This is a genomic window from Pseudoxanthomonas sp. SE1 (assembly GCF_029542205.1).
Taxonomy (GTDB): Bacteria; Pseudomonadota; Gammaproteobacteria; order Xanthomonadales; family Xanthomonadaceae; genus Pseudoxanthomonas_A.
This window is the reverse complement of sequence record NZ_CP113783.1, coordinates 1,501,190-1,526,539: the sequence shown is the minus strand read 5'-3', so window position 1 is coordinate 1,526,539 and position 25,350 is coordinate 1,501,190. Positions and strand designations below refer to the sequence as shown.

Here is a 25,350-nt window from a genome sequence, read left to right as displayed (position 1 = left end):
CGCTACACTTCCCTGAACCCACGATCGGAAACCGAGAGCGCGATGTCCGCCATTCCCAGCACCCGCCCTATGCTATCCGAAGGCTTGGCCGACGCTCTCAAGCGCGCGCAGGCACAGGTCAACTCACTGGTGCTGGGCAAGGCCCATGAAGTCCGCCTCGCCTTCGTGGCGCTGCTGTCCGATGGCCATCTGCTGATCGAGGATCTGCCGGGGCTCGGCAAGACCACGCTGGCGCATGCACTGGCGGCCACGCTGGGCCTGACGTTCCAGCGCGTGCAGTTCACCTCGGACCTGTTGCCGGCCGATGTCCTCGGCGTGTCGGTCTACGATGCCCAGGCGCGCGCCTTCAGCTTCCATCCGGGACCGGTCTTCACCAACGTGCTGCTGGCGGACGAGATCAACCGCGCGCCTCCGCGCACGCAAAGCGCGCTGCTGGAAGCCATGGCCGAACACCAGGTCACCCTGGATGGCGTGACCCATGCGTTGCCGGAGCCTTTCTTCGTGATCGCCACGCAGAATCCCGTGGACCTCTCCGGCACGTATCCGCTGCCGGATTCGCAACTGGACCGCTTCCTGCTGAGGTTGGCGCTCGGCTATCCGAATGCGGAATCCGAGCGCGCGCTGCTGGCCGGCACCGACCGGCGGATGATGATCGCGCAGGCGATGCCGCTGCTGTCGTCCGAAGAAGTGGTGGCGCTGCGGCAGGCCGTTGGCGAAGTGCATGCCAGCGATGCCCTGATCGACTACGTGCAAGCGTTGCTGGCCCGCAGCCGGCAGCACCCCGGCGTGCGGGTCGGCCTGTCCCCGCGCGCGGGCATCGCCCTGCTGCGTGCAGCCCGAGCCTATGCGTTGTTGGTGGGCCGCAACCACGTGCTGCCCGAGGACGTGCAGACGCTGTTCCTGGCCGTGGCCTCCCACCGCATCGTCGCGGAAGCCGAAACCGATAAGGTGGTCGCGCTGACCAAGGCCATCCTGCACGCGGTGCCCGTGGACTGAGCATGGCAAGCACGCCGCGCGCACGCCTCGCCCGCCGCTTCGCCCGGCTGGCGCGACCCCGTCGACCCGAATCCCTGCCCGTGCAGTTGGACCGCCGACGCATCTATGTGCTGCCCACGCGGTTCGGACTTTTCTTTGCGGCGCTGGTGTTCACGATGGCGCTGGGGGCGTTGAACTACAACAACAATCCGGGGTTGCTGCTGGCGCTGTTGTTGGGTGCCACGGCGATGGCCAGCCTTATCTTCGCGCACCTGCAACTGGCGGACCTGCGGATCGATGCGATCGCCGCCGATCCCGTCCCGGCAGGTACTCCACTGCACCTGCAGGTGGCCTTGTCCTCACGCGACGCGCGCGCGCGCCACGGCTTGCGGGTGGATGCCTGCGACCGGCACGTCTTCGCCATGCTGGCGCCGCTGGATGGCGCCGTGGCCGAACTGTCGCTTCCCACCCACCGTCGCGGATGGTACGACCTTGACCGTATCCGCCTGTCCACCACCCAGCCGCTCGGACTCGCGCGGGCCTGGGCCTGGATATGGCCTTCCTCCCCATTGTTGGTCTATCCGGCCCCCGAGCCGCAGGGTCCACCGTTGCCAGACATCTCGGGCACTGGAAGCCGCACGCGTGTGCATCCCGGTGGGGAGGACGTGCACCAGTTGCGCAACTACCGTGCGGGCGATGCTCGGCGTTCCATCGCATGGAAACCGTCGGCCCGGCACAACCAGCTGCTGGTACGCGAATACGAACAACCGCTTGGGCAGGAAGTGGAACTCGCATGGACCGCATTGCCATCGCTGCCCCACGAGCACCGCATCCAGCGCCTGGCGCACTGGATCGACCTCGCCGAACGCGAAGGTCGTCGGTACCGCCTGCTGCTGCCTGGCCAACCTCCGCTCGGGCCCGGCGCAGGCACCGCCCATCGACACCTTTGCCTGCGCGCGCTGGCGCTGATGCCCCATGCCTTCTCCTGAGTCCGTGACGCTGGATCCTGCCAGCCGCCGATGGACGCTGGCAACGGCCGGCGTCTGCCTGCTCGCCCTGCTGATCCACCTGCCACCCACCTTGGCGGCGGGCTTGGGCGCAACGGGCCTCATGCTCGCCTTCGCCTCATGGAAGCGTCCGCTGCCCGCGCTTCTGCGTGCGCTGCTGGCCATCGCGATGGTGGCCGCCGTCATGGCCTTCACCGGCATGCAGTTCGGCCGTGACACGGGTTGCGCATTGCTGGCTGCGATGCTGGCCATCAAACCCACCGAAACCCGCAGCCTGCGGGACAACCGCAGCCTGCTGGGTTTCGCGCTGTTCGCACCGTTCGCTGCTTTCCTCCTCGACCAGGGACCACTGAGCATGGCCCTGGGGCTGGTCGGCGTCTTGAGCAGCCTGGTCGCGCTGCATCGCCTTGCCGATGCCGAGGTGACTTCGCTCGCTGCCCCGGCGCGCCCGCTGCAGCAACTCCGCCAGGTCGGGAAACTCGTGCTGATCGGCGTGCCGCTGGTGATGGCGGCATTCTGGCTTTTCCCGCGCTTTCCCACGCCGCTGTGGGGTGTGCCCGAGCGCGCGCTTTCCAAGCCCGGCCTGAGCGACGAAATGTCCCCAGGCGGCTGGCTGGACCTGATCGCCGACGATACCCCTGCCCTGCGCGTGCAGTTCTTCGGCGCAACGCCGCCGACGTCCCAGATGTACTGGCGCGGCCCGGTGCTGGCGGACTTCGATGGCCGGACCTGGACCCGCGGCAATCCGCTGGCCGGTTGGCCACCGGCACCCAGCACGCGCGCGCCCACGGTGTGGGATTACCAGATGGACGTGGAGCCGACCGACAACCGCGACCTGGTGATGCTGGACCTTCCCGTCGCCGCGCCGGAAGGCACCAGCCTGACACGCGACTACAGCGCGCGCACGCGCCTTCCATTGAATGCACTGAGCCGCTGGCGCGTGCAGTCATCGGCGCCGACCCGCTTCGATGTCCAACTGCCCGACGCGTTGCGCCGGCAGGCACTGCAGCTGCCCGCCGGTTTCAACCCGAGGACGCGCGCGCTCGGCGCGCAATGGCGACGCGAGGCCGGCGGCAACGACGCCGTCCTGGTCGGGCGTGCACTGACCTGGATCCGCTCCAGCTTCGCCTACACGTTGAACACCCCCTTCCCCGGGCGCGACACCGTCGATGAGTTCCTCTTCGACCAGCAGGCAGGATACTGCGAGCACTTCAGCTCGGCCTTCGTCTTCCTGATGCGCTCCGGTGGCGTTCCGGCGCGCGTGGTCACCGGCTACACCGGTGGCACCTACAACCGGCTGGGCGATTACTGGATCGTCCGCAACATGGACGCGCATGCGTGGGCCGAGGTCTGGCTGCCACAGAGGGGCTGGGTTCGCGTGGACCCCACCGCAGCGGTCGCACCGGAGCGCATCTACGACACCCTCGAGGACAGGCTTGGCGATGCCCGTGCCGGCGGTGCCGGATTGATCAGCATGGATGGCCTTGGCCAGGTGAGCGACTGGCTGCGCCGCGGCTGGAACGACATGGTGCTGGGTTTCGATGCCAAGCGGCAGGCGCGCATGCTGCAGCAGTTCGGTGCGCAGCAACTTGGTGCATCCGGACTGGCCGCGCTGTTCGGCATGTTCGCAATGATCGCGGTGGGCTGGATGGCATGGCTGCTGGCCCGAGGCGAGCGCGAGCGCGACCCGCTGCTGCGTGCCTGGCACCGCCTGGGGGCACGCTACGCCCGGCGGGGCCTGGGACGCGAGCCACACGAGACCGCCGGCGCCTGGGCGCACCGAGTGGCCGCCCAGCGCCCCGAGGGCGCCGACTCGCTGGTTTCGCTCAGCCGGCGTTTCGCTGCAGCGCGCTACGCTGCGGATGAGGGGGACCACCGCGCACTGATCGAAGACCTGCGCCGCCATCGCCCATAAACCCGCTGGAGACTGGCCATGAACCTTCGCTTTGCCGTTGTCGTCGCAGCCGCCGCGCTGCTCTCCGCCTGCGCCACGGCACCCGCGCCGTTGCAGGGCACCTTCACCCCGGTCAACCCGCGGGATTCCGTCGGTACGCCGCAGGTAGGCGCGCCGGTGCGCTGGGGCGGTCGCATCATCAGTACCACTCCGGCCCAGAACGGCACCTGCTTCCAGCTTGTATCGCGTCCGCTCGCCGCCACCGGCAGGCCGCTGTCGTCGGCACCGGATGCGACCGATGGCCGCTTCATCGCGTGCCGCGCGGGCTTCTACGACCCGGCCGTGTTCTCCGAGGGCCGCGAGGTCACCTTCGTTGGCAAGATCGAGGGCTACGAGAGCACGCGCATTGGCGACTACGACTACCAGCTTCCCCGTGTCGCGGCGGACGTGGTGTATCTGTGGCCGGAAGTGCGCGAAGTCGAGGTTCGTCCCTACCCGTACTACGACCCCTTCTGGGGACCGCGCTGGGGCCGTTGGGGCTGGTGGTAACACCTCGCCAGCAGACGAAGAAAAAGCCGCTCGAACGAGCGGCTTTTTTTCTTGCGTGGCCAATACGCCGGTCTTTCAGTCCTGCGTACCGAAACGACCCAGCGGCGCACCGGCTAGCAGGTGCAGGTGGATGTGGAACACGGTCTGCCCCGCGTCCTCGCGACAGTTCATGACCACCCGGTAACCATTCGCGGCAAAGCCTTCCCGGCGCGCGTACTCCGCCGCGGCCAATGCCAGCTTGCCTATCAGGTGCGCCTGGTGCGGCTGCACGTCATCCAGCGTGGGGATGGCATCGTTCTTCGGGATGAAAAGCACGTGCACCGGCGCCTGCGGCGCGATGTCCTTGAAGCCCAGCACCTCATCGTCCTCGTAGACGATGGTGGCGGGAATCTCGCGGCGGATGATCCTGGCGAAAATGGTGTCGATCATGGTGTTTGCGCGTCCCCGTATGAGTGCGGTCAGGTCATTTCACTGCGGCCGCCGAATGCGTGCGCCAGCGTGCCGCGGTCGACGTATTCCAGTTCGCCGCCCAGCGGTACGCCATGGGCAAGCCTGCTCGGACGCACGCCCTGCTGCCGCGCCAGCTGCGCCAGGTAATGGGCCGTGGCCTCGCCCTCGACGGTGGGATTGGTGGCGATGATCAGCTCGGTGACCTCGCCCTGCGCCAGCCGCCCCGACAGCGCGTCCAGCCCCAGCTCGCGCGGGCCAATGCCGTCCAATGGCGACAACCGGCCGTGCAGGACGAAGTAGACGCCGCGGTATCCCGTCGCCTGTTCGATCGCCAGACGATCCGAAGGCGACTCCACCACGCACAGCTGGTGACGGTCACGGCTGCCACTCGCGCAGAGCGTGCAGATCTCGCCCTCGGTGAAATCACGGCACTGCGCGCAATGCCCGATATGGTCCAGCGCCTCGGCAAGCACGCCGGCCAGACGCTTGCCCCCGTCCCGCTCGCGGTCGAGCAGGTGATAGGCCATGCGCTGCGCCGTCTTCTGCCCGACTCCTGGCAGGACGCGCAGCGACTCGATGAGCTGTTCGAGCAGCGGACTGGACATGATCGTCATCGGGACCGGCGATGGCGGGCGGGCCGCACGGGCCGGCCACGGGCGAACATCAGAACGGCAGCTTCATGCCCGGCGGCAACGGCATGCCGGACGTCGCTGCGCCCATGCGCGTCTTGGATTCGGCATCGACCTTGTTGGATGCGTCATTGAAGGCGGCGGCGATGAGGTCTTCGAGCATCTCCGCGTCGGACAGCAGCGAGGGGTCGATGCGTACCTTGCGGCATTCCTTGGCGCCGGTCAGGGTCACGCTGACCATGCCGCCGCCGGCATTGCCGGTCACCTCGAGCTTGGCGAGTTCTTCCTGGGCGCGCTGCAGGTTCTCCTGCATCTTCTGCGCCTGCTGCATCAGTTGGGCGATGTTTCCACGCATGTCGTGATCACTCTTCGTAAGGTCGGATGGAGTCCGGGACGAGCCTGGCGCCATGCTGCTGCATCAACTGCCGTACGTCCGGATGGTTCATGAAGGTTTCTTCGGCCTCGCTCTGGCGTTCGTCGCGCTGCCTATGGCTGCGTTCCTTCAGCGTTTCGGCATCGCTCGCCGCTGCGGCGAACGCCAGGCGGGGAGCCACGCCATAGCGACTGGCGATGGCGTCGGCAAGTTCACCGAGCGTGCGCTCGGAGCGCAGGTAGTCGAAGCCGCTGTCCAGCGCCAGCGTCAGCGTGCCGTTCGCGTAGCCCGCGAACGCGACATTGTCGACCAGTTGCTTGCCGACACCCTTCAGCCCGCAGCTGCCGGCGAAGTGCAGCCAGGTCTCGGCATCCGTGATGCCGATGTCAGCGGGCATGGACGATGCAGCCGGCGTGGCGGGTGACGGTTTCGCCTGCGCCGGAAGCCAAGGCGGCGCGTCCTCGGCGACAGGTGCCGCCATGCGCGGCGGCGCCGGGGATTCTTCGCGCGCCATCTGCTGCGGCTGCGCCAGGGATTCCGGCGCAGGCGGCATGCGAGCAGGGCCGGCAGCGGGTGCCGCGGCCGTGGTCTGGACGGGCGCGGCCGTTGCTGCAGCGCGCGCATCGCCGCGCATTTCACCCGCCTGCGCTGGCCGGAACGCCAGCATGCGCAGCACGCTCATCTCGAAGCCGGCGCGCCCGCTGGGCGCCAGATGCAGGTCGCGACGACCGTTGATCGCCATCTGGTACCAGAGCTGGACCACTTCGGGACGCAGCTGCCCGGCGAAAGCCTCCACATCGACCCCCTCCGCTTCTACACCGGCCGACGGCACCAGTTGACGCACCTGGATGCGGTGCAGCGCTTCGGCCACCGCATCCAGCACGCCCGCCCAGTCCGGGGAAAACTCCGCCAGCCGCGCGACCACCTTCAGCAATGCTTCGCCATCACCCTGCGCCAGCGCCGCCAGCATGGCGTTGACCTGGGTGCGGTCTACCGTGCCCAGCATGGTGCGCACACCATCCTCGCGGAGCGCACCACCGGCATAGGCGATGGCCTGGTCCAGCAATGAAAGGCCGTCGCGCAGCGAGCCGTCGGCGGCGCGCGCGAGTTGGGCGATGGCGCCCGCGTCGGCCTCGATGCCTTCGGCGCCGAGGATCTTCGTCATCTGGCCGCGGATCTGCTCTTCGTCGAGCCGCTTGAGGTTGAATTGCAAACAGCGCGACAGCACGGTAACCGGCAGCTTCTGCGGGTCGGTCGTGGCGAGCAGGAACTTCACGTGTTCCGGCGGCTCTTCCAGCGTCTTCAGCAACGCATTGAACGCGGCCTTCGACAGCATGTGCACTTCGTCGATCAGGTAGACCTTGAACTTGCCGCGCGAAGGCATGTACTGCGCGTTCTCGATCACCTCGCGCACGTCGTCAACGCCGGTGTTCGACGCGGCGTCGATCTCCAGCAGGTCGATGTAGCGGCCGGCATCGATGTCCAGGCACGCCGCGCACTGACCGCAGGGGTCGGCGCTGGTGCCCTTCTCGCAGTTGAGCGACTTGGCGAAGATGCGCGCGATGGTGGTCTTGCCGACCCCGCGCGTGCCGGTGAACAGGAAGGCGTGGTGTACACGGCCGCTGTCCAGCGCATTGGTGAGCGCCCGGACCACGTGTTCCTGGCCCACCAGTTCGGCGAAACGCTTGGGGCGCCACTTGCGGGCGAGGACGAGATAGGACATGCCGACATTGTGCCACGCCCCCGCCCGAGGTCTCTCCGCCGGCGGATGCCGCAAGGCTTCGCTTGTGGCCGGCCTCGGCGGAGGCTAGAATTCACGGCCCTGAAAGCGGCCCATGGCGGTGTTCAGGTCCCGGAGAGGTGTCCGAGTGGTTGAAGGAGCACGCCTGGAAAGTGTGTAAGCGTCTAAACCGCGCTTCGGGGGTTCGAATCCCCCTCTCTCCGCCAGATTCATCCATCCCGAGCCATCGGGATGAACGACGCAGCCGCGCCCGAGCGCGGTTTCGTTTTCTATGGTGGCCCCGTCGGCCCCTCGCGACGCTAGGTTGAAAACTCCGCCAGGGCCGGAAGGCAGCAACGGTATCGACTGACGCGGGCGCCGAGGCCAGCCGGCGGGGTCACCGCCTTTTCGGGCATGCGATGCCCGGGAATCGCCGCCTAGTCCGCGACGATGCCCAGCGCATCCGGTTCGCGGCCGGTGACCCAATAGTCGATCACCTGCCAGCGCTGCGTGTCGATCACCGCGATCCTGTCGCCGCCACTGACCGCGACATAGGCACGCGGACGGTCCGCCGCGACGGCAATCCCGATCGGCAACGCGGCATTGCCCAGCATCGTGGGCTGATAGGTCACGTCCTCGCGCGACAACGACAGGGAGGCCACCGGCACCCTGGTGCGCGCGTTGAATACGGCCAGTGTCGCCGCCCGTGCATTGGTGACGAACGCCAGCGCGCCATCGGGCGAGAACACCACCCGGATGGGGAATCCCTTGCTGCTCATGCGCCGCTTGACGACCAGCGTCCGGGGATCGTGCACGGTGATCGTGCCGTCCTCGCGATTGGTCACCCAGACTTCGGCGCCATCGGGGCGGACCGCGACACCTTCCGCGCCTTTACCGGCAGGCCGCTCCACGGTCTTCATACCCGTCTGCAGATCGATGCGGCTCAGCGTGCCGGCCTGGATCTTGGTGAGATAGGCCACATGCCCGTCCGGCGACACCGCCACCATGTGTCCGGTGCCACCTCCCACCTCGATCACGCGCACGATCTCGCCGCTTGCCACGTCGACTACCAGCAGGCTGGCGGATCCTTCGGTGGTGACCAGTACCCGACGGCCATCCGGCAGGAAACGGAGCCCGTGCGGGGCGCTGTGCTGTCCAAGATCGATGGACCGCGTTGGCTTGCCGCCCCGCAGGTCCAGCACTGAAAGCGAGTTGCCGGATTCCGCGGCACCGTAGTTCGTCACCACGGCGAGACGGCCATCCGGCGCCACTGCGATTTCGTGCGGCGCCGCGCCGGTGCGGAACTCGCCGATCCTGCGCCCGTCGCGCAACGACAGGCGCCAGACGGTATCGGCGGACTTGTTGCCGACAAGAAGTTCCGCCGCACGGCCAACTTGCGCGGCGAGACAGGTGACGGCGGCCAGGCCCGCAGAAAGAAGAACGGTGCGCAGCGTACTCAAGGCCCATCCCCCATCGGATGCAGCCAGTCCGCATCGCCCTCGCGGTAATGCTCCCGCTTCCAGATCGGCACGCGCTGCTTCACTTCATCGATGATGTAGCGGCAGGCGTCGAACGCGGCACCGCGGTGCGCGGCGCTCACGCCCACCCATACGGCCAGGTCTCCGATGGCGAGCGTGCCCACGCGATGGACGCAACTCGCCGCCACCACGTCGAACCGCGCCACCGCTTCGGCCAGGATGCGCCCACCCTCGATCTCGGCCAAGGCTGCATAGGCTTCGTAGTCGAGGCCATCCACCGCGCGCCCGGCATGATGATCGCGCACCCATCCCTCGAAGCTGGCATATCCGCCGGCGCGCGCATCGAGGAGGGTTCCGCGCAGTGTGGGCACGTCGAGTGGGACTCCGGAGAGTCGGAAACTGTGCATCCTCAGCCTCCGCTCACCGGGGGAATGAAGGCGATCTCGCTGCCCTCCGCGGGCGCATCACGCCAGTGGGCGAACTCGCCATTCATCGCCACCCGCAGATGTTCGCGCGGCCAGGCGATGCCATGCCGCGCCTGCACTTCGGCATAGAGCCCGGCGAGATCGTCGGCACTGGTATCGACCGTCTCGCTGGCAGCGCCTGTGCGCTCGCGAAGGCTGGCGAAATAGAGCAATGTCACGGTGACCATCAGATCCTTCCCACATCGTGCTTGCCGCCCCGCTTGCCCACCAGTTTCGCGGGACCCAGCACGATGGCGTGCGACAGCGCCTTGCACATGTCGTAGACCGTCAGCGCGGCAATCGTGGCGCCCGTGAGCGCTTCCATCTCCACGCCGGTACGGTGGACGGTGCGCACGAGGCAATCGATGCGCAGCGTGGACTCGCCGTCCCAGTCCACGGTCAACCGGCAGCCGTCGATCGGCAGCGGATGGCAGAACGGGATCAGCTCGTGGGTGCGCTTCACCGCCATCGTGCCGGCGATGATGGCGGTGTCGACGATGCCGCCCTTCGCGCTGCGCAAGCGGTTCTGCCTTAGCTGGCGTGCGACCTCCGCCGGGAAGCGTACGCGGCAGGTGGCACGCGCTTCGCGTGCGGTGGCTTCCTTGCCGGATACGTCCACCATCGCGGGTCGGCCGTCGGCGTCCAGATGGGTCAGGGCTTTGCGGGGCATGCGGATCCTGGGGATTCAACCGCCGATAAGATACATCTCGACGCGTCGCCGGTCCCGCACTTCCGGGCTGCCGCGGAGTTCGCTGTAGCGATCCCCGCGTGCGCTCCACAGGCCGGCGACATGCGCGGCCAGTGCCTCCTCGCCCTGCCCCACCACCGCGCGCAGGTCGGCGCCTTCCGAGGCGAACAGGCAGGTGAAGAGCCGGCCGTCGGCCGACACGCGTGCCCGGTGGCAATCGCCGCAGAACGGGGTACTCACGGAGCTGACAAAGCCGACTTCGCCGCCGCCGTCGTCGAAGGCATAGCGTTCGGCCACTTCGCCGCGATAGTCCGCCTGCAGCGCATGCAGCGGCCAGCGCGCGCCGATCCGGTCGCGCAGCACGGAGGACGGAACCATCCGGTCGCGACGCCAATCGTTGCTGTCGCCGACATCCATGAATTCGATGAAGCGCACCACGTGCCCCGTGCCGCGGAAGCGTTCGACCAGCGGCAGCACTTGAGCTTCGTTGACGCCACGCTGGACGACGGCATTGATCTTGAGGCGGGTGAATCCGGCCGCCACGGCCGCCTCGATGCCGGCCAGTACGTCGCCTACCTGTCCGCGTCGCCCCGACATATCGGCAAACACCTCGGGGTCCAACGCATCCAGACTGACCGTGATGCGTCGCAGGCCCGCATCGTGCAATGCACGTGCCTGTGTCGCCAGCAACATGCCATTGGTGGTCAGCGCGATGTCTTCAAGTCCGGCGATGCCCGCCAGTCGCCGTACCAGGTCGGGCAACCGCTTGCGCAGCAGCGGCTCCCCACCGGTCAACCGGAGCTTGCGCACGCCGAGCCGCGCGAAGGCGCGGACCAGCGTTTCGATTTCGTCGAAGGAAAGCCGCTGCGAGGCGTCGGTGCCGTAGTCCTCGGGCACGCGGTCGGCCGGCATGCAGTAGCCGCACCGGAAATTGCAGGCATCGATGACCGAGAGGCGCAGATCGTGCAGCGGCCGTCCCAGCAGATCACGTGGCAGTGCGGAGATATTCACGGCAACATCGTCGGGAGAGGCTGCGCCAACGGGATCACCTCATCGGGCATCGCCACGCGATGGCCGCGGGCGCGCAGCGCAACACCGTCTTCCGCACTCGCGTAGTGGTACAGCACGCAGCGGGCCAGCAAGGAGGCCGGGTATTCGCGCTCCAGATCGTCGATACCACTGTGCGAAGGATTGCCGTGCAGGGCGCAGTCGTGGGCGATCAGTTCACCGGCATCGGCGTGGCGTGCCAGCATCTCCGGGATGGGGCGCGTGTCGCCGGTCCAGACCACGCTGCCGCGCAGACGCAGCCCGAATGCCGTGTCAGGCCAGTGATGGCGCACGGGAAACACCTCCAGCCGCTGGCCGTCATGCCAGAACGCGCCGCCCACCGGCACCAGGTGGAACGCATCCCAGAAGTTCGCGCCGCCCTCGGCCAATACATTCGGGTAACTGGCGATGCGCTGATGCAACAACGGCACCAAAGGTGCCGGGACGTAGAGGCGAACCTTGCCTCGCCGTGCCGTGTCGAAATAGCTGGCCACGAACAGGCGTTCGAAACCGGCGACATGGTCGAGGTGCAGGTGGGTGACGAAGACCGCATCGGGCATCGCGCCATAGCGGGTCTGGTACGCCGTCAGCCCTTCTCCGCCGCAGTCGATCACCAGCCAGGGCCGCCCGTCGCGTTCGAGCGAGGCCATGGCCGAACCGAGTTCGACGGCGCTGGCATTGCCGACGCCCAGGAAGCGTAGCGCCCAATCCATGTCAGTAGCCTCGCGACCAGGCGTGGTCGTACGCGCGGCGGAGGTGCGCGAACTCGTAGTCGACTTCGTCCGTGCTGCGTTCGCCGCGCAGCTTGAGCAGGGAGCGCTTGAGTCGCGCGAGGTTCTGCTCGCGCCAGGCAGTGGCCGGGATGCGTAGCCGGCCGCGGTCGAAATCGATCAGCCAGCCATGCCCGCTTCCATCGAAGAGGATGTTCTGTGCGTTGAGGTCGGCGTGGTCCAGGCCCGCGCGATGGAAGCGCGCCACCAGCTTGCCGGTGCTTTCCCATGGCGCATTGCCACCGGTCTGGCCCGCGATGTCGGCCAGTGTGCGCACCTCCATCACCCGCTCCAGAAGGATAGCGGCGCGATAGAACATGCCGTCGCGCACGTAGCTCGCGGCCACCGGGCGTGGCACCGGCAGTCCGCGCGCCAGCAGTGCGCGCGTCAGCCGGAATTCGGCGAAACTGCGTGTGCGGTCCGGGCCGTGCCAGAGGTAGCGGTCCCGGCTGAAACGCGCGGCCAGGCCCCCGCGCCGGTAGTGGCGCAACACGCACTGGCTGGAGGGCGCATCGATGAACCAGGCTCCACCCCGCCCACCACTGTCGACCGGTCGGGCGCGGTCTCCCCACTTCTCCGGAGCGAACCAGTCGGGATCCGCTTGCCGCAGGTGTTTGCGGTCGAACAGAATCGCACCGTATCCGCTGCCTTCGCGGAACGGCGTCAGGGATTCCGAGGCGTCAAATCCGACCATCCAGCGAGTCTAACAACACTTGTCCACGATTCCCCAATCACTCTGCCTGCTTCGCCTGTCCGCACTCGGCGACGTGACCCATGTCGTGCCGCTGGTGCGCACCCTGCAGCGGCACTGGCCCCGGGCGCACCTGCATTGGGTGATCGACAAGGGCGGATTCAAGCTGCTCGAAGGGCTGGAAGGCGTGACCTTCCACACCTACGACAAGAAGACCGGGCTGGCCGGCATGCGGGCCTTGCGCCGCGCGTTGCCTGCCGGAGGATTCGACGCTCTGCTGCAGATGCAGGTGGCCCTGCGCGCCAACCTGTTGTCGGCCTTCATTCCTGCCCGGCGCCGGATCGGCTACGACCGCAGCCGCTCGAAGGACCTGCATGGCCTCGTCGTCAACGAACGCATCCCTGACCGGCCCGGCATCCATGTGCTCGACGCGATCGGAAGCTTCTGCGAACCCCTCGGCCTGAAACAGACCGAGGTGGTGTGGGACCTGCCGGTACCCGCCGATGCGCACGCCTGGGCAGCCGCGCAGTGGAGCGCAGACGGACAGCGCACGCTGGTGATTTCGCCCTGCTCCAGCCACGAACGGCGGAACTGGTACGCCGACCGCTATGCCGCGGTGGCCGATCACGCCGCCGCGCAGGGCTGGCGCATCGTGGTGTGCGGAGGCCGCAGCGACCTGGAGCGACGCACCGCCGACGCGATCATCTCGGCCATGCGCTCGCCGGTGCTGGACCTGGTGGGCAAGGACACCCTCAAGCAGCTGCCGGCCCTGCTGGCGCGCGCGGACCTGGTGATGACGCCGGATTCCGGCCCCATGCACATCGCCAATGCGATGGGTGCGGCCGTGCTGGGATTGCATGCGGCCAGCAACCCGCTTCGCAGCGGCCCCTACTCCAGCGTCCGCTATTGCGTGGATCGCTACGATGATGCCGCGCGCCGCTACAAGGGCCGGCCCGCGGCCGCGCTGAGGTGGGGAACCAAGATCGAGCACGATGGCGTGATGGAACTGATCACCGTGGAAGACGCCATCGCCGCCTTCGAACGTCGCCGCAACGATCTTGACGGATAGCCCGCGGCCCCGTCAGGACGTGCCGTCGGACCGGTAGTCCTGGTACGACTTCTCTTCCACGTAGCTGGACCCCAGCGCGAGGTTGATCGCCTTCTTGATCCGGGCCCGCTCATCGTTTTCGATGTAAACACTACGGGCCAGGCGAATGAAATCCTCATCGAAGGCCTGCGCCTTCTCCTTCAGCCGTACATCATCCTCGATCACCCACAGGCGCTCGTTGACGGCCTTCAGCTGCGCGCGCAGTTCGGCGATGTTGTGACCGGCGACCGGATGCGCCATCCAGCTGTGTTCCAGTGCGGCCAGTTCATCGCGCACGTGGGCGAGTTTGGCGGGGTCGCTCATGCGCTCGGACTTGATCTGGAGGATGGCGATCTTGTCCAGCAGCTCACCGAAGGACACGGGGACGAGGATCTCGGACATGGAAGGCTCCGGTGAAAAGGGTGTCATTCTAGCGCTGCGGTCACCACAGGCATCTTCACGACAGGCGACCGCAAACGCGAAAGCCCCCTTGCGGGGGCTTTCCTGAAACTGGCGGAGAGGGAGGGATTCGAACCCTCGATACGCTATTAACGTATGCCTGATTTCGAGTCAGGTACATTCAACCACTCTGCCACCTCTCCGGTGGCCCCGGGCTTCCCCGGGGCCGTGAATGATACGTGGCGGAGCGCATCCGGACAAGCCGACGGCACCGATCCACATCACCTCGTCACTCCGCCTGCACCTGGATGAACCCTTGTCGCCCGCCGGAAGCACATCAACCTTGCCCGATGTCCTGTCCGACCGGATCATTGCGTATGACCGGATAGGCGAAATCCGTCCGCACAGACAGGGCACCATGATCGAATTCGGCCACATCTCCCACGTCGGGCTCCGGCGCGAGCTCAACGAGGACACCTACTACGGCGACAGCGAGCTCGGGCTCTGGCTGGTGGCCGATGGCATGGGCGGCCACGCCTGCGGCGAGGTAGCCAGCGCACTGGCGCGGGAGACCATCGTGCGCGAGATCCGCGACGGCACGCCGCTGGCCCAGGCCATCCGGATCGCCGACGAGGAGATCATCCGCACGTCGCGCCGCCGCAACGACACCCTGCCGATGGGCACCACCGTGGTGGCCGCCCGCATCCAGGGCAACCGGTTCGAAGTGGCATGGGTCGGCGACAGCCGCGCCTACCTGTGGCGGGAAGGCCAACTGGCGCAACTGAGCCAGGACCACAGCTACGTGCAGGAACTGATCGCGCAGGGCGCGCTCACCAGCGAGCAGGCCCGCACGCACCCGCACCGCAATGTCGTCACCCAGGCCCTGGGCGTCACCGACCCCAACCACCTCAACGTGGAAACCATGACCGGCGAACTCCGGCCCGGCATGCAGCTCCTGCTGTGCAGCGATGGGCTGACCGAAGAAGTGGACGACCGCAGCATCGCCGCGACCTTGAAGTACGAAGACTGCAGCGCCCAGGAATGCGTGGATACCCTGATCGCCGCCGCGCTGGATGGCGGCGGTTCGGACAACGTCACCGCCGTCCTGGTGCGCTGCCACTGAAGTATCGGTGGCCGGTCAGCCGGCCTCGAACACCGGCGGATCCCACAGGCACCGGCCACCCGCCTTCTTCCGCAATGTCGCCAGGCGCGCTTCGTGCGCGGCCAGTTCGTCCACCGTGGGCGACACGCGAGGACGTGCGCCGGCAACGGCTGAATCGAACTGGTGCACCACCGTCGTGGAGGTTCCGGGCGCTGCGTCTTCCGCTCCCCCGAATCCGATTTCGCTCTGGCCGGCGGTGAGGTTCAGGTACACGTCGCACAACAGTTGGGCGTCCAGCAGGGCGCCGTGCAGCTGACGGTGGGTGTTGTCCACGCCCAGCCGCTTGCACAGCGCGTCCAGCGAGTTGCGCTGGCCGGGATAGCGCTGCCGCGCCAGCAGCAGCGAGTCCTCGACGGTGACACGGTCGGCCAGGCGACCATAGTGCTCACCCAGTCGCGACAACTCGTAATCCAGGAACCCCACGTCGAAGGCGGCGTTGTGGATCACCAGCTCCGCACCGTCGATGAAGGCCAGGAATTCGTCCGCGATGGCGGCGAAGAGCGGCTTGTCGGACAGGAACTCCAGGCTGAGCCCGGTGACTTCCGCCGCCCCCTGCTCGAATTCGCGCTGCGGGTTGATGTATTGATGGTACGTACGCCCGGTAGGCCTGCGTTCCAGCAATTCCACGCAGCCGATTTCGACCACCCGGTTGCCTTTCTTCCATTCCAGGCCGGTGGTTTCGGTGTCTAGGATGATCTGGCGCATCAGGCGTTGGCTTCCATTGGGATATTCAGGTGGAACAGATCGAGCGCATGCTCGACGTGCGGCAAGGCGACCATTCTCTCGAATTCGAATCCCAGCTTCTGCAACAGACCGATGGACGTTGCGTTGTCCGGATTGACGATGGCATGGAGCCGCGTGATGCCGAGCCGGGTCCTCGTATCGGCGATCACCGCGCGCGCCGCCTCGCATGCGTAGCCCTTGCCACAATGGTCGGGCAGCAGCGCATAGCCCAGATCCGGCCCATCCAGGCCCTCGCGCCGCACCAGCCCGCAGTTTCCGATCAGCGCACCGGTGTCCTTCAGCTGGACGGCGTACATCCCGAACCCATGTTCGGCGTAGCTGCGCAGGGCGCCATTGCGCAGGTAGTCGCGCGCCTGCTCCAGCGTGCGTACGCCGCGGTCCGCGATGTTGCGGATGAAGGCGGCATCGTTGAGCAGTGCCAGCATCAGCGCTGCATCGGCGTGCGCGTCATCGGACATGGCGTACAGGCGCAATCGGTCTGTCTGGGTGACGACCTGCCCCGGCAGGAGCCGCACGGTCACGCCACGGCGCCGCTGCGGAAACGTACGGCCGCGTTGCGCGCAAGCACGTCCACGCGTTCGTTGTCGGGGTCGCCGTTGTGTCCCTTGACCCACTTCCAGTCGATCTTGTGGCGAGCCGTGGCCGCGTGCAGGCGCTCCCACAGGTCGCGGTTCTTCACCGGATCGCCGCCGGCGGTCTTCCAGCCGCGTCGCACCCAGCCGGGCATCCATTCGGTGATCCCCTGGCGGACGTACTGCGAATCGATGTGCAACGTGACCTCGCAACCCTCGGTCAGTACCTCCAGCGCGGCGATGGCGGCCATCAGCTCCATGCGGTTGTTGGTGGTCTGCGCTTCGCCGCCAACCACTTCGCGCTCCTTTTCGCCGTAGCGCAGGAGCGCCGCCCAGCCACCTGGGCCCGGATTGCCCAGGCAGGAACCATCGGTATGGATGCTGACGTGCTTCATGTGTCCTCTTGGTGGAATGTCAGGCTGCGGGCGCGGTGCGCCACGCGCGCGCCACGGGCGCGGGGGGGATCAGGCCGGCCACGCGCTTCTCCGCCTCCAGCAGGCGGGCGGCGCGGAATGGCGCAGGCCCGCTGCCGGGGGCGTCCGGCATGCCACGCCAGACCGGGCCGTAGTGCAGCACGTGCTGCGACATCGTCAGCCCCGCCGCCGTCAGCTGGAGGCGCCACTGGTCCAGCGCACGCGGCTTCAAGCCGCTGCCGCGCCAGCGCAGGCGATACGGGCTCCATGGGTTGAGAGCGAACAACCACAGGCGCCCGCCGGGCTCCAGCACCCGGGCACATTCCTGCAGCAGCGGCTGCGGATCGCCAGCGTCCAGCGTGTGCTGCAGCACAATCACGCCCACGGCCTCGGTGGGCAGCGGCAGGGGCAACCCGCAATGCACAGGCCCGGACAGGCGGTGCGAGCCGGCCGTCGCCCTCAGGCGCAACCCGCGCGTCGCGGGGACGGTGATGGAGGGGTCTGCGCCCTCCGGCAATACCCAGAGCCAGGGCTGCGGGATGCGACTGGTGAGCGCCTGGTTCACCCGGGCATGCTCCGAGGCGAGGATCGGCCCGCCGCAGCCCGTCCCGAACCACGCCAGGGCATCGGGTTGACGGGTAAACGCGAAGGCAGGCATGTTCGGATTGTAGAGGACGCCGCGCCCGGCCGTCCGTTCCAGTCCGGAGCCCGTCCGCCGATGCGCCTGCTTGCCCTGCCCGCCTTCGACGACAACTACATCTGGGCGCTGGTCGACGACGATGGTGACGCACTCGTGGTCGATCCCGGCGACGCGGCGCCTGTGCTGGCGGCGACCGGCAACGGCTTGTGGCCTGCTGCAGTCCTGGTCACCCACCATCACGCCGACCATGCCGGTGGTGTCGCCGCCCTGAGGGAACGCTGGCCGACGCTGCCGGTGTTCGCCCCTGAAGACGAACGCATTCCCGATGCCACGGAGCGCGTGGGCGACGGCAGCATCGTGCAGGTGAAGCGTTGGCGCCTGTCGGTGCTGTCGGTGCCCGGCCACACCCGCAGCCATATCGCGTTCCATGGGGGCGGCAGCGAGGGGCCGCCCCATCTGTTCTGTGGAGACACCCTGTTCAGCCTGGGCTGCGGCCGGTTGTTCGAAGGGGCGCCGGCACAGATGCTCGCATCGCTGGAACGCCTGGCCGCCTTGCCGGGCCCGTCGCTGGTCTGTTGCGGCCATGAGTACACCCTGGCCAACGCTGCTTTCGCCGAAACCGTCGACCCGCACAACCGGGCACTGCGCCTGCGGATCCAGGAAGCCCGCGCCATGCGCCATGCCGGCCGCCCCACCCTGCCCACCTCGCTGGCCGGCGAGGTGGCAACCAATCCCTTCCTGCGGGTGGACGACGAAGCCGTGCACGAGGCGGTCGCACACCGCCTGGGAAGGCCGCCTGCCGACCGGGTGGAAACGTTCGCGACGCTGAGACAATGGAAGAATGATTTTCGCGCATGAGCAGACGCAACCGGATGCGTAGGGCAATCCTCGCCGCAGGCCTGGCCATCACCTCCCACGCTGCGATGGGCGCCGATCCTGCGCCCTCCATCGAGATGCAGGCGCCAGTGCCTGGAGAGCCCGCGGTAGACGCCCTCGCGCCTGCCAGCCCGGCCGCCCCGCACCAGCGCAGCGGCCTGGACATCTACCAGCGCTTCCGTGACGGGCTCGCCGACCCGGAGTGCGACAGCCAGGCAACGAATGGCCGCTGGAAAAAGCACTTCAGCCATGCGCCAGGCCAGCTCGCCAGTGCACAGGACGACCTGCTGCCGTTGTTCGGCTACGTGGTCGACGCCCTGCGCGACGCCCACCTGCCCACCGAGTTCGCGCTCATCCCTTTCGTGGAGAGCGGCTACAAGCCCGGCGCGCGCAATCCAAGCGGCCCGGCAGGGTTGTGGCAGTTCATCGGCATCACCGCCCGCAACCAGGGCGTACCCATGCGCGAGGGCTACGACGGGCGGCTGTCGCCGGTGGATTCCACGCAGGCCGCCGTCCGCTACCTCAGGACCCTGCACGGCATGTTCGGCGGCGACTGGCGGCTGGCCGTGATGGCCTACAACGCGGGGGAATACCGCGTGCTGCAATCCATGCGCCGCGCAGGCATGAACGCACGCAACGCGAGGCCGGCGGAACTGCCCGGCCTCTCCGGCATCACGTACGCCTACGTGGAAAAGCTGCACGCGCTCGCCTGCATCTTCCAGCAGGCCGACGACCGCGACGCATGGCTCCGACAGATGGACCGTCCCGTGCCGCGTTTGGCGGCGCACACGCTGCCAGGGGACGCCACGCTGGAATCCTGGGCGCGCAGCCAGCAACACCCTCTCGCGCTTCTCAAACGCCTCAATCCTGCGCTTGCAGGCCGTTTCAGCCGTGGGACAAAACCACTGCGATTGCTCGCACCCACCAACGCAGCGGACGACAGCCCAACAGATGCCGTGCATACGCCTGCCGTCGCATCTGCCGTCGCAACCGCGAACACGCCAGGCCGCGAACCCACCCCTTCACGCACTCATGTCGTGAAAAGCGGCGAGTCGGCGTGGACCATCGCCCGCCGCTACGGCATTTCTCCCGCACAGCTGCTGCGCTTGAATGGCCTGGAGGCGAACGCCATCCTCCGGCCGGGGATGGTGCTGAAGCTGGACGACGATCCGGCCTGACGCTCCGGCCGACTGAAAAAAATCCCGCCATCAGGCGGGATTCTTCCATCGCGACGGCGGCCCGGTTCAGAGCCGGTCTTCGAACACCTCGACCTTGAAACGCTTGCGCAGCGCGTCGACGTACGCCTGTGTCGCAATGCCGCCGTTCAACTGCGTCATCTGCTGCTGCATCGTCGCGCGCTCTTCGGGCGGCATGTCGGCGATCGCGCCCTCCGTCACCTTGTCGACTGTGAAGATGGCGTAGGCACCGTCACCCAGCGCCACCTTGCCCGCCGTCACCTTGCCTTCAGCCGGGCGCGCTGCGGCGAAGATCGCTTCGTTCGCCTCGGCCGTCGGCATCGGCATGCCACGACGCAGACCGGGCAGTTCGTTGTAGCGCAGACCGTCGGCCGTGGCGATGGTCGCCAGCGATTCGCCCTTCTGCACCCGCGCGACCAGTGCGTCTGCGGCAGCCTGCGCAGCTTTCTCCCTGCGGTCGGCACGGATGGCCACCACTACCGCATCGCGCGCCTTGTCCATCGGCAATGCCTGTTCCGGTGTGTGCTGGGTGACCCGGATGACGACGCTGTGGTTGGGGGCGATCTCGATCGGATCGCTGATCGTGCCGTCCTGGACCAGCGTGTCCGAGAAGGCGGCACGGAGCACTGCCGGTACGGTCGCGATGCCCTGGGGATCGGTGCGGGAGAACGGACCGACCTTCTGCAGCGGCAGCCCCGTGGCCTGCGCGGCGGGGGCGAGCGCGGTCGGATTCTTCAGCGTTTCATTGACCACGCGGCCCGCCAGGTCGTTGAACGCGCGATCGCGCTCACTGCTGGCTTCTTCAGCCGCCAGTTCGTCGCGCACTTCCTCGAAGCTGCGTCCGGTACCGCCCGTGACCTGCTTCAACTGCAGCACGTGGTAACCGAAATCGCTCTTCACCGGCCCGCGAATCTCACCGGCCTGCATGGCGAACGCGGCATCCTCGAAGGGCTTCACCATCGAACCGTCCTTCGCGAACGGCGGCAGTTCGCCCCCCATGTCCTTCGAACCCGGGTCCTCGGAATTGGCGCGCGCCAGCGCCGCGAAGTCGGCGCCCTCACGCGCCTGCTTGGCCAGCGCAGCCGCCTTCTCTTCCGCCTTCTTCTGCGTAGCCGCATCGGCAGTCGCGTCGGCCGCAATCAGGATGTGGGCGACCACGCGCTGCTCGGGCGAAACGAAACGCGACTTCTCCGCGTCGTAGCGCTTGCGCAACGCGGCCTCGTCGGCCACCGTCGCGACCGGCAGCGCGGCACCATTGATTTCCAGATACTCCAGCGAGACCTGCTCCGGCTGCTTGAAGTCGTCCTTGTGCCCGTCGTACCAGGCCTTGATATCCGCATCGCTGACGGGCGTGGCGTCCTCGGCCGCCGGCGGCAACAGGGCAATGCCGATGTCGCGCGTTTCGCCCAGCAACTTCCACATGCGCTCCTGTTCGCCCTCGGTGACGAAGTCGGAATCGCTGATCGCCTGGGGCACCAGCATCATGCGCAGCCGTTCGCGCTGGTCTTCCTGGAACTTCAGCGGGGAGATCGCAGGCACCTGCGACGACAGCAGCATCTGGTACTGCTCCTGGCTGAACTTGCCGTCGATCTGGAACGCGGGCTCGCTCAGGATCATCTTCTGCACGGCTGCATCGCCCACGACGATGCCGGCGCGCTTCGACGCCAGCGCCAGCACCTTCTGGTCGATCAGTTGCTCAAGCACCTTGCGCTTGTTGTCGACGCTCTCGAATTCGCGCGGATCGAACGCCTCACCCTGGGCCTGGCGCTGCTGCTGGCGCGCCTGCTCGAATGCGGCGCGGAACTCGTCCTGGGTGACTTCCTCGCGCTGCCACAGCATCGAAACCGGCCACCATTGCGGTGCCGTCTCCCACCATGTCGGCGGTGCTTCGACCAAGGCCACGTCGCTGGCGGTGCCACCGGTCATGTACTCGTTCACGCCGACGAAGGCGAACGGAATGATCAGCAGACCCAGGATCAGGCTGGCGACCCAGCCGGTGGTTTTGTCGCGGAGTTTCTGCAGCATGTGTGCACGGGGCTCGGATTCTTTCAGCCGCGAAGTTTAGCGTGCCGGGACAACGGCGTCTCGCCACCTGGCGGATCCCCCCGCCGGGGGAGCACCTTCCCGGCCACACTGCGGCGTGACATGTACAGAAAGCAGAAAGCCCGCTTTCGCGGGCTTTCCGGGTGTAATGGCGGAGTGGACGGGACTCGAACCCGCGACCTCCGGCGTGACAGGCCAGCATTCTAACCGACTGAACTACCACTCCGCGCTGAGAGGAACATTGTAAGACGATTTGCGCAGTTTCCGCTAGACCGTCCTGCAAATTTTTTAACCTTGCATCGCCCCGAAGTGGTGGGTGCTGAGGGTTTCGAACCCCCGACCCTCTCCGTGTAAGGGAGACGCTCTACCGCTGAGCTAAGCACCCCAGGTGCATCACGCACCCTGCCATCGGCAGCGAGTCGATTAGTTTACGGCATCCTTCAGGGCTTTGCCAGCCTTGAAGGCCGGGTTCTTGGACGCCTTGATCTTGATGGTGTCGCCGGTCTTCGGGTTGCGGCCCGTGCGTGCTGCGCGCTTGCGGACCTGGAAGGTGCCGAAGCCGACCAGCGTCACGGTGTCGCCCTTCTTGAGGGCCTTGGTGATGCTGGAGATGACGGCGTCGACGGCACGGCCAGCTTCGGCCTTGGACACTTCGGCTTCGTCGGCGACGGCATCGATCAATTCGGTTTTGTTCATTGAGTAACTCCCTTTGCGGCACAACCGCGGAATGAGTAACCGGAACCTCGGGGCTCGCTCGCCGCACGGGAACCGGTCGTTATATCCACACGCAGTAAGGCATCGCCCCATGCGCGCGGGTGTCGTCGTTATACCAGTGCAAAAAAAGCCACGCAACCGGAAAACCCAGTAATGACGCGGGTTTCGGGGCGATTCGAGCAGCCATCCGTCGCGTCGTTCAGTGCTTCACGTCCGGTTGTTGCGACCCCTTGCCGCTTTCCTTCTCGGCCGTCGGCACCGTGCGCTCGCCGCCGCCATCGGCCGGGACCGGCGCCAGCGGGCGCTCCAGCGCCAGGTCCAGCACTTCGTCGATCCACTTCACCGGCACGATCTTCATGCCCTCGGTGACGTTGGCGGGGATATCCGCGAGGTCCTTCTTGTTCTCGTCCGGAATGATCACGGTGGTGATGCCGCCACGCAGCGCCGCGAGCAACTTCTCCTTCAGGCCGCCGATCGCGGTGACGCGTCCGCGCAGCGTGATCTCGCCGGTCATGGCGACGTTGGCGCGGACCGGATTCTTGGTCAGCGCGGACACCAGCGCGGTCGCCATCGCGATGCCGGCGCTGGGTCCGTCTTTCGGCGTGGCGCCATCCGGCACATGCAGGTGCACGTCGTGCTTCTGCAGGAATTCCGCATCCACTCCCAGGCTGGCGGCGCGACTGCGCACCACCGACAACGCGGCGGAACCCGACTCCTTCATCACGTCGCCAAGCTGGCCGGTCAGCATCATGCCGCCCTTGCCAGGCACCAGCGCAACCTCGATCTGGAGCAGGTCGCCACCGACTTCAGTCCAGGCCAGGCCAGTCACCAGGCCGATCTCGTTCTGCTCTTCCGCGCGCCCGAAATCGTAGCGGCGCACGCCGGAGTACTTTTCCAGGTTCTTCGACGCGACCTGCACCGTCGCCACTTTCGTCGGCTTCTTCTTCGCCAGCGCCTTGGCCCCGCCCAGTGCGATCTCCTTCACCACCTTGCGGCAGATCTTGGCGACTTCGCGCTCCAGGTTGCGCACGCCCGATTCGCGGGTGTAATAGCGGACCAGATCGCGGATCGCGCTTTCGGCGATCTTCAGCTCGTCCGCTTTCAGGCCGTTGGCCTTCAGCTGCTTCGGGACAAGGTAACGCTGCGCGATGTTGACCTTCTCATCCTCGGTGTATCCCGGGATGCGGATCACTTCCATGCGGTCCAGCAACGGGCCGGGGATGTTCAGCGAGTTCGACGTGGCGACGAACATCACCTCGGACAGATCCAGGTCCACTTCCAGGTAATGATCGTTGAACGCGTTGTTCTGCTCGGGATCGAGCACCTCAAGCAGGGCCGACGAAGGATCGCCGCGGAAGTCCATCGACATCTTGTCGATCTCGTCCAGCACGAACAGCGGATTCTTGCTGCCGGTCTTGTTGAGGTTCTGCACGATGCGGCCCGGCATCGACCCCACGTAGGTGCGGCGATGCCCGCGGATCTCGGCCTCGTCGCGCACGCCGCCCAGCGACATGCGGACGAACTTGCGATTGGTCGCCTTCGCGATGCTCTGGCCCAGCGAGGTCTTGCCCACGCCCGGCGGGCCGACCAGGCACAGGATCGGGCCGCGCAGCTTCTTCACCCGCGACTGCACCGCGAGGTACTCGAGGATCCGCTCCTTGACCTTCTCCAGACCGTAGTGGTCGGCGTCCAACGTGTCCTGTGCGACCTTCAGGTCCTTGCGCACCTTGGTGCGCTTGTTCCACGGCACGCCCAGCACCCAGTCCAGGTAGTTGCGCACGACGGCGGCTTCGGCCGACATCGGCGACATCTGCTTGAGCTTGTTGAGTTCGTTGCGCGCCTTGGTCTCCACCGGCTTGGGCATGCCCGCCTCGGCGATCCGTCGCGCCAGGTCCTCCAGTTCGTTGGGCGCTTCGTCCAGCTCGCCCAGCTCCTTCTGGATGGCCTTCATCTGTTCGTTGAGGTAGTACTCACGCTGGCTCTTCTCCATCTGCGACTTCACGCGGCCGCGGATGCGCTTCTCCAACTGCTGCACGTCGATCTCGCCGTCGACGAAACCGACCAGCAGTTCGAGCCGTTCACCGACCTCGATGGTTTCCAGCAATCGCTGCTTGTCGCTGAGACGCACACCCAGGTGCGCGGCGATGGTATCGGCCAGCCGACTGGGTTCGTCGATGCCTGCCAGCGTCTGCAGCAGTTCGGGCGGCAGCTTGCGGTTGGTCTTCACGTACTGCTCGAACAGGCCCATCAGCGAACGCGCGACCGCCTCGATCTCGCGCGGCTCGCGCCCGTCGGTGGAGTCGATCTCCTCGCCCTGTCCGTACAGCGCGCCGTCGCGTTCGTCCACGTTGGAAACGCTGATGCGCGCCGTGCCCTCGACCAGCACCTTGATCGTGCCGTCGGGCAGCTTCAGCAGTTGCAGCACCTGTGCCAGGGTGCCGACCGTGTACAGGTCGGCGGCAGCGGGATCGTCGGTTTCTGCGGACTTCTGCGCGAGCAGGATGATGCGTTTGTCGGCTTCCATCGCCTGTTCCAGCGCACGCATGGATTTGTCGCGCCCGACGAACAGCGGGATGACCATGTGCGGAAACACCACCACGTCGCGTAGCGGCAGGACCGGCAGGTCGAGGGTTTCAGTCTGGGGATGGCGGGGCATGGGGGCTCCAGCGAAGTGCGGAATACGGGGCGTCGAAACACCAATGGGGCCGTTATGGGGCCATCGGCATCGGGATGCAATAGCGGGCCGGAAACCGCAACAAAAGCAGTGGG

At 67.1% G+C, this 25,350-nt stretch carries 27 protein-coding genes, 4 tRNA genes and 1 other RNA gene; 10 read left to right on the top strand and 22 right to left on the bottom strand.

What is annotated here, in order from left to right; genetic code table 11:
- Positions 1–69 precede the first annotated feature (69 nt).
- The 4 genes from OY559_RS07265 to OY559_RS07250 are packed head-to-tail and all read left to right on the top strand — an operon-like array spanning position 70 to position 4,425.
- On the top strand, positions 70–996 hold the full coding sequence (locus tag OY559_RS07265) for an AAA family ATPase (RefSeq protein WP_277729377.1): 927 nt from the start codon (positions 70–72) through the stop codon (positions 994–996).
- A gap of 2 nt (positions 997–998) precedes the next feature.
- The gene (locus OY559_RS07260; RefSeq protein ID WP_277729376.1) at positions 999–1,964 is read left to right on the top strand and encodes a DUF58 domain-containing protein; all 966 of its coding nucleotides are present in this window, start codon (positions 999–1,001) and stop codon (positions 1,962–1,964) included.
- Positions 1,951–3,897: a transglutaminase TgpA family protein gene (locus tag OY559_RS07255; protein WP_277729375.1), complete on the top strand. Its 1,947-nt coding sequence runs from the start codon at positions 1,951–1,953 to the stop codon at positions 3,895–3,897. Before OY559_RS07260 ends, OY559_RS07255 begins: the two co-directional genes overlap by 14 nt.
- An 18-nt stretch (positions 3,898–3,915) precedes the next feature.
- The gene (locus OY559_RS07250) at positions 3,916–4,425 is read left to right on the top strand and encodes a Slp family lipoprotein (protein WP_277729374.1); all 510 of its coding nucleotides are present in this window, start codon (positions 3,916–3,918) and stop codon (positions 4,423–4,425) included.
- Between the two features lie 75 nt (positions 4,426–4,500).
- Here OY559_RS07250 and OY559_RS07245 read toward each other — a convergent pair whose 3' ends face one another.
- Genes OY559_RS07245 through dnaX form a run of 4 tightly spaced genes read right to left on the bottom strand, consistent with a single transcriptional unit; the run spans position 4,501 to position 7,600 of the window.
- Complete coding sequence (locus OY559_RS07245) at positions 4,501–4,854, bottom strand: histidine triad nucleotide-binding protein (RefSeq protein WP_277729373.1); 354 nt, start codon at positions 4,852–4,854, stop codon at positions 4,501–4,503.
- A 29-nt stretch (positions 4,855–4,883) separates the two neighbouring features.
- Positions 4,884–5,480, bottom strand: a complete 597-nt coding sequence (recR, locus tag OY559_RS07240) for a recombination mediator RecR (RefSeq protein ID WP_277729372.1) — start codon at positions 5,478–5,480, stop codon at positions 4,884–4,886.
- A gap of 58 nt (positions 5,481–5,538) precedes the next feature.
- Positions 5,539–5,859 (bottom strand): YbaB/EbfC family nucleoid-associated protein, encoded by a 321-nt coding sequence (locus OY559_RS07235; protein WP_142123999.1) that lies wholly within the window; start codon positions 5,857–5,859, stop codon positions 5,539–5,541.
- Positions 5,860–5,866: 7 nt separating this feature from the next.
- Positions 5,867–7,600 (bottom strand): DNA polymerase III subunit gamma/tau, encoded by a 1,734-nt coding sequence (gene dnaX, locus OY559_RS07230; protein ID WP_277729371.1) that lies wholly within the window; start codon positions 7,598–7,600, stop codon positions 5,867–5,869.
- Between the two features lie 131 nt (positions 7,601–7,731).
- Between dnaX and OY559_RS07225 the strand changes: the two genes are divergently transcribed.
- Both OY559_RS07225 and ffs read left to right on the top strand, forming a co-directional pair.
- A tRNA-Ser gene (locus tag OY559_RS07225) sits at positions 7,732–7,824 on the top strand.
- A gap of 74 nt (positions 7,825–7,898) precedes the next feature.
- An RNA gene (gene ffs / locus OY559_RS07220) (signal recognition particle sRNA small type) lies at positions 7,899–7,995 on the top strand.
- 39 nt (positions 7,996–8,034) lie between these two features.
- On the opposite strand, the gene OY559_RS07215 is transcribed toward ffs, so the two are convergent.
- The 7 genes from OY559_RS07215 to OY559_RS07185 are packed head-to-tail and all read right to left on the bottom strand — an operon-like array spanning position 8,035 to position 12,738.
- The gene (locus OY559_RS07215) at positions 8,035–9,057 is read right to left on the bottom strand and encodes a YVTN family beta-propeller repeat protein (protein ID WP_277729370.1); all 1,023 of its coding nucleotides are present in this window, start codon (positions 9,055–9,057) and stop codon (positions 8,035–8,037) included.
- Complete coding sequence (locus OY559_RS07210; protein WP_277729369.1) at positions 9,054–9,482, bottom strand: molybdenum cofactor biosynthesis protein MoaE; 429 nt, start codon at positions 9,480–9,482, stop codon at positions 9,054–9,056. Before OY559_RS07210 ends, OY559_RS07215 begins: the two co-directional genes overlap by 4 nt.
- Before the next feature lie 2 nt (positions 9,483–9,484).
- Positions 9,485–9,730, bottom strand: coding sequence for a molybdopterin converting factor subunit 1 (gene moaD / locus OY559_RS07205; protein ID WP_277729944.1), 246 nt, complete (start codon positions 9,728–9,730; stop codon positions 9,485–9,487).
- Positions 9,727–10,209 carry a cyclic pyranopterin monophosphate synthase MoaC gene (gene moaC, locus OY559_RS07200; protein WP_277729368.1) on the bottom strand — a complete coding sequence of 161 codons (483 nt, stop codon included), beginning with the start codon at positions 10,207–10,209 and terminating at the stop codon, positions 9,727–9,729. The genes moaD and moaC overlap by 4 nt, the downstream gene beginning before the upstream one ends.
- A gap of 15 nt (positions 10,210–10,224) precedes the next feature.
- Positions 10,225–11,232, bottom strand: a complete 1,008-nt coding sequence (gene moaA, locus OY559_RS07195) for a GTP 3',8-cyclase MoaA (RefSeq protein ID WP_277729943.1) — start codon at positions 11,230–11,232, stop codon at positions 10,225–10,227.
- Between the two features lie 2 nt (positions 11,233–11,234).
- Complete coding sequence (locus tag OY559_RS07190; protein WP_277729367.1) at positions 11,235–11,987, bottom strand: MBL fold metallo-hydrolase; 753 nt, start codon at positions 11,985–11,987, stop codon at positions 11,235–11,237.
- 1 nt (position 11,988) lies between these two features.
- On the bottom strand, positions 11,989–12,738 hold the full coding sequence (locus OY559_RS07185; protein WP_277729366.1) for a 3-deoxy-D-manno-octulosonic acid kinase: 750 nt from the start codon (positions 12,736–12,738) through the stop codon (positions 11,989–11,991).
- 19 nt (positions 12,739–12,757) lie between these two features.
- Here OY559_RS07185 and OY559_RS07180 point away from each other — a divergent pair, with 19 nt between their 5' ends.
- Complete coding sequence (locus OY559_RS07180) at positions 12,758–13,804, top strand: glycosyltransferase family 9 protein (RefSeq protein WP_277729365.1); 1,047 nt, start codon at positions 12,758–12,760, stop codon at positions 13,802–13,804.
- 12 nt (positions 13,805–13,816) lie between these two features.
- Here OY559_RS07180 and OY559_RS07175 read toward each other — a convergent pair whose 3' ends face one another.
- Positions 13,817–14,224: a DUF6165 family protein gene (locus tag OY559_RS07175; protein ID WP_277729364.1), complete on the bottom strand. Its 408-nt coding sequence runs from the start codon at positions 14,222–14,224 to the stop codon at positions 13,817–13,819.
- Between the two features lie 109 nt (positions 14,225–14,333).
- Positions 14,334–14,424: transfer RNA gene (locus tag OY559_RS07170), tRNA-Ser, on the bottom strand.
- A 215-nt stretch (positions 14,425–14,639) separates the two neighbouring features.
- Between OY559_RS07170 and OY559_RS07165 the strand changes: the two genes are divergently transcribed.
- Positions 14,640–15,344 carry a PP2C family protein-serine/threonine phosphatase gene (locus tag OY559_RS07165; protein WP_277729363.1) on the top strand — a complete coding sequence of 235 codons (705 nt, stop codon included), beginning with the start codon at positions 14,640–14,642 and terminating at the stop codon, positions 15,342–15,344.
- Positions 15,345–15,359: 15 nt separating this feature from the next.
- Here OY559_RS07165 and dnaQ read toward each other — a convergent pair whose 3' ends face one another.
- Genes dnaQ through OY559_RS07145 form a run of 4 tightly spaced genes read right to left on the bottom strand, consistent with a single transcriptional unit; the run spans position 15,360 to position 17,770 of the window.
- Positions 15,360–16,088, bottom strand: a complete 729-nt coding sequence (gene dnaQ, locus OY559_RS07160) for a DNA polymerase III subunit epsilon (RefSeq protein WP_277729362.1) — start codon at positions 16,086–16,088, stop codon at positions 15,360–15,362.
- Positions 16,088–16,648: a GNAT family N-acetyltransferase gene (locus OY559_RS07155; RefSeq protein WP_277729361.1), complete on the bottom strand. Its 561-nt coding sequence runs from the start codon at positions 16,646–16,648 to the stop codon at positions 16,088–16,090. The genes dnaQ and OY559_RS07155 overlap by 1 nt, the downstream gene beginning before the upstream one ends.
- Complete coding sequence (gene rnhA, locus OY559_RS07150; protein ID WP_142123987.1) at positions 16,645–17,094, bottom strand: ribonuclease HI; 450 nt, start codon at positions 17,092–17,094, stop codon at positions 16,645–16,647. The genes OY559_RS07155 and rnhA overlap by 4 nt, the downstream gene beginning before the upstream one ends.
- 19 nt (positions 17,095–17,113) lie before the next feature.
- On the bottom strand, positions 17,114–17,770 hold the full coding sequence (locus OY559_RS07145; RefSeq protein WP_277729360.1) for a methyltransferase domain-containing protein: 657 nt from the start codon (positions 17,768–17,770) through the stop codon (positions 17,114–17,116).
- A 60-nt stretch (positions 17,771–17,830) separates the two neighbouring features.
- Between OY559_RS07145 and gloB the strand changes: the two genes are divergently transcribed.
- Positions 17,831–18,610, top strand: a complete 780-nt coding sequence (gene gloB, locus OY559_RS07140; RefSeq protein ID WP_277729359.1) for a hydroxyacylglutathione hydrolase — start codon at positions 17,831–17,833, stop codon at positions 18,608–18,610.
- Positions 18,611–18,624: 14 nt separating this feature from the next.
- Complete coding sequence (locus OY559_RS07135) at positions 18,625–19,806, top strand: lytic transglycosylase domain-containing protein (protein ID WP_277729942.1); 1,182 nt, start codon at positions 18,625–18,627, stop codon at positions 19,804–19,806.
- 66 nt (positions 19,807–19,872) lie between these two features.
- Here the strand turns inward: OY559_RS07135 and OY559_RS07130 are convergent, their stop codons facing one another.
- From OY559_RS07130 to lon, 5 genes are all read right to left on the bottom strand, one after another.
- A complete protein-coding gene (locus tag OY559_RS07130) occupies positions 19,873–21,849 on the bottom strand; it encodes a peptidyl-prolyl cis-trans isomerase (RefSeq protein WP_277729358.1) in 1,977 nt (658 codons plus the stop codon).
- A 167-nt stretch (positions 21,850–22,016) separates the two neighbouring features.
- Positions 22,017–22,093 (bottom strand) — tRNA-Asp (locus OY559_RS07125).
- A gap of 84 nt (positions 22,094–22,177) precedes the next feature.
- Positions 22,178–22,252, bottom strand: a tRNA-Val gene (locus tag OY559_RS07120).
- 38 nt (positions 22,253–22,290) lie between these two features.
- Complete coding sequence (locus tag OY559_RS07115) at positions 22,291–22,563, bottom strand: non-specific DNA-binding protein Hbs (protein ID WP_142123983.1); 273 nt, start codon at positions 22,561–22,563, stop codon at positions 22,291–22,293.
- A gap of 217 nt (positions 22,564–22,780) precedes the next feature.
- Positions 22,781–25,237, bottom strand: coding sequence for an endopeptidase La (gene lon / locus OY559_RS07110; protein ID WP_343228773.1), 2,457 nt, complete (start codon positions 25,235–25,237; stop codon positions 22,781–22,783).
- Positions 25,238–25,350 lie beyond the last annotated feature (113 nt).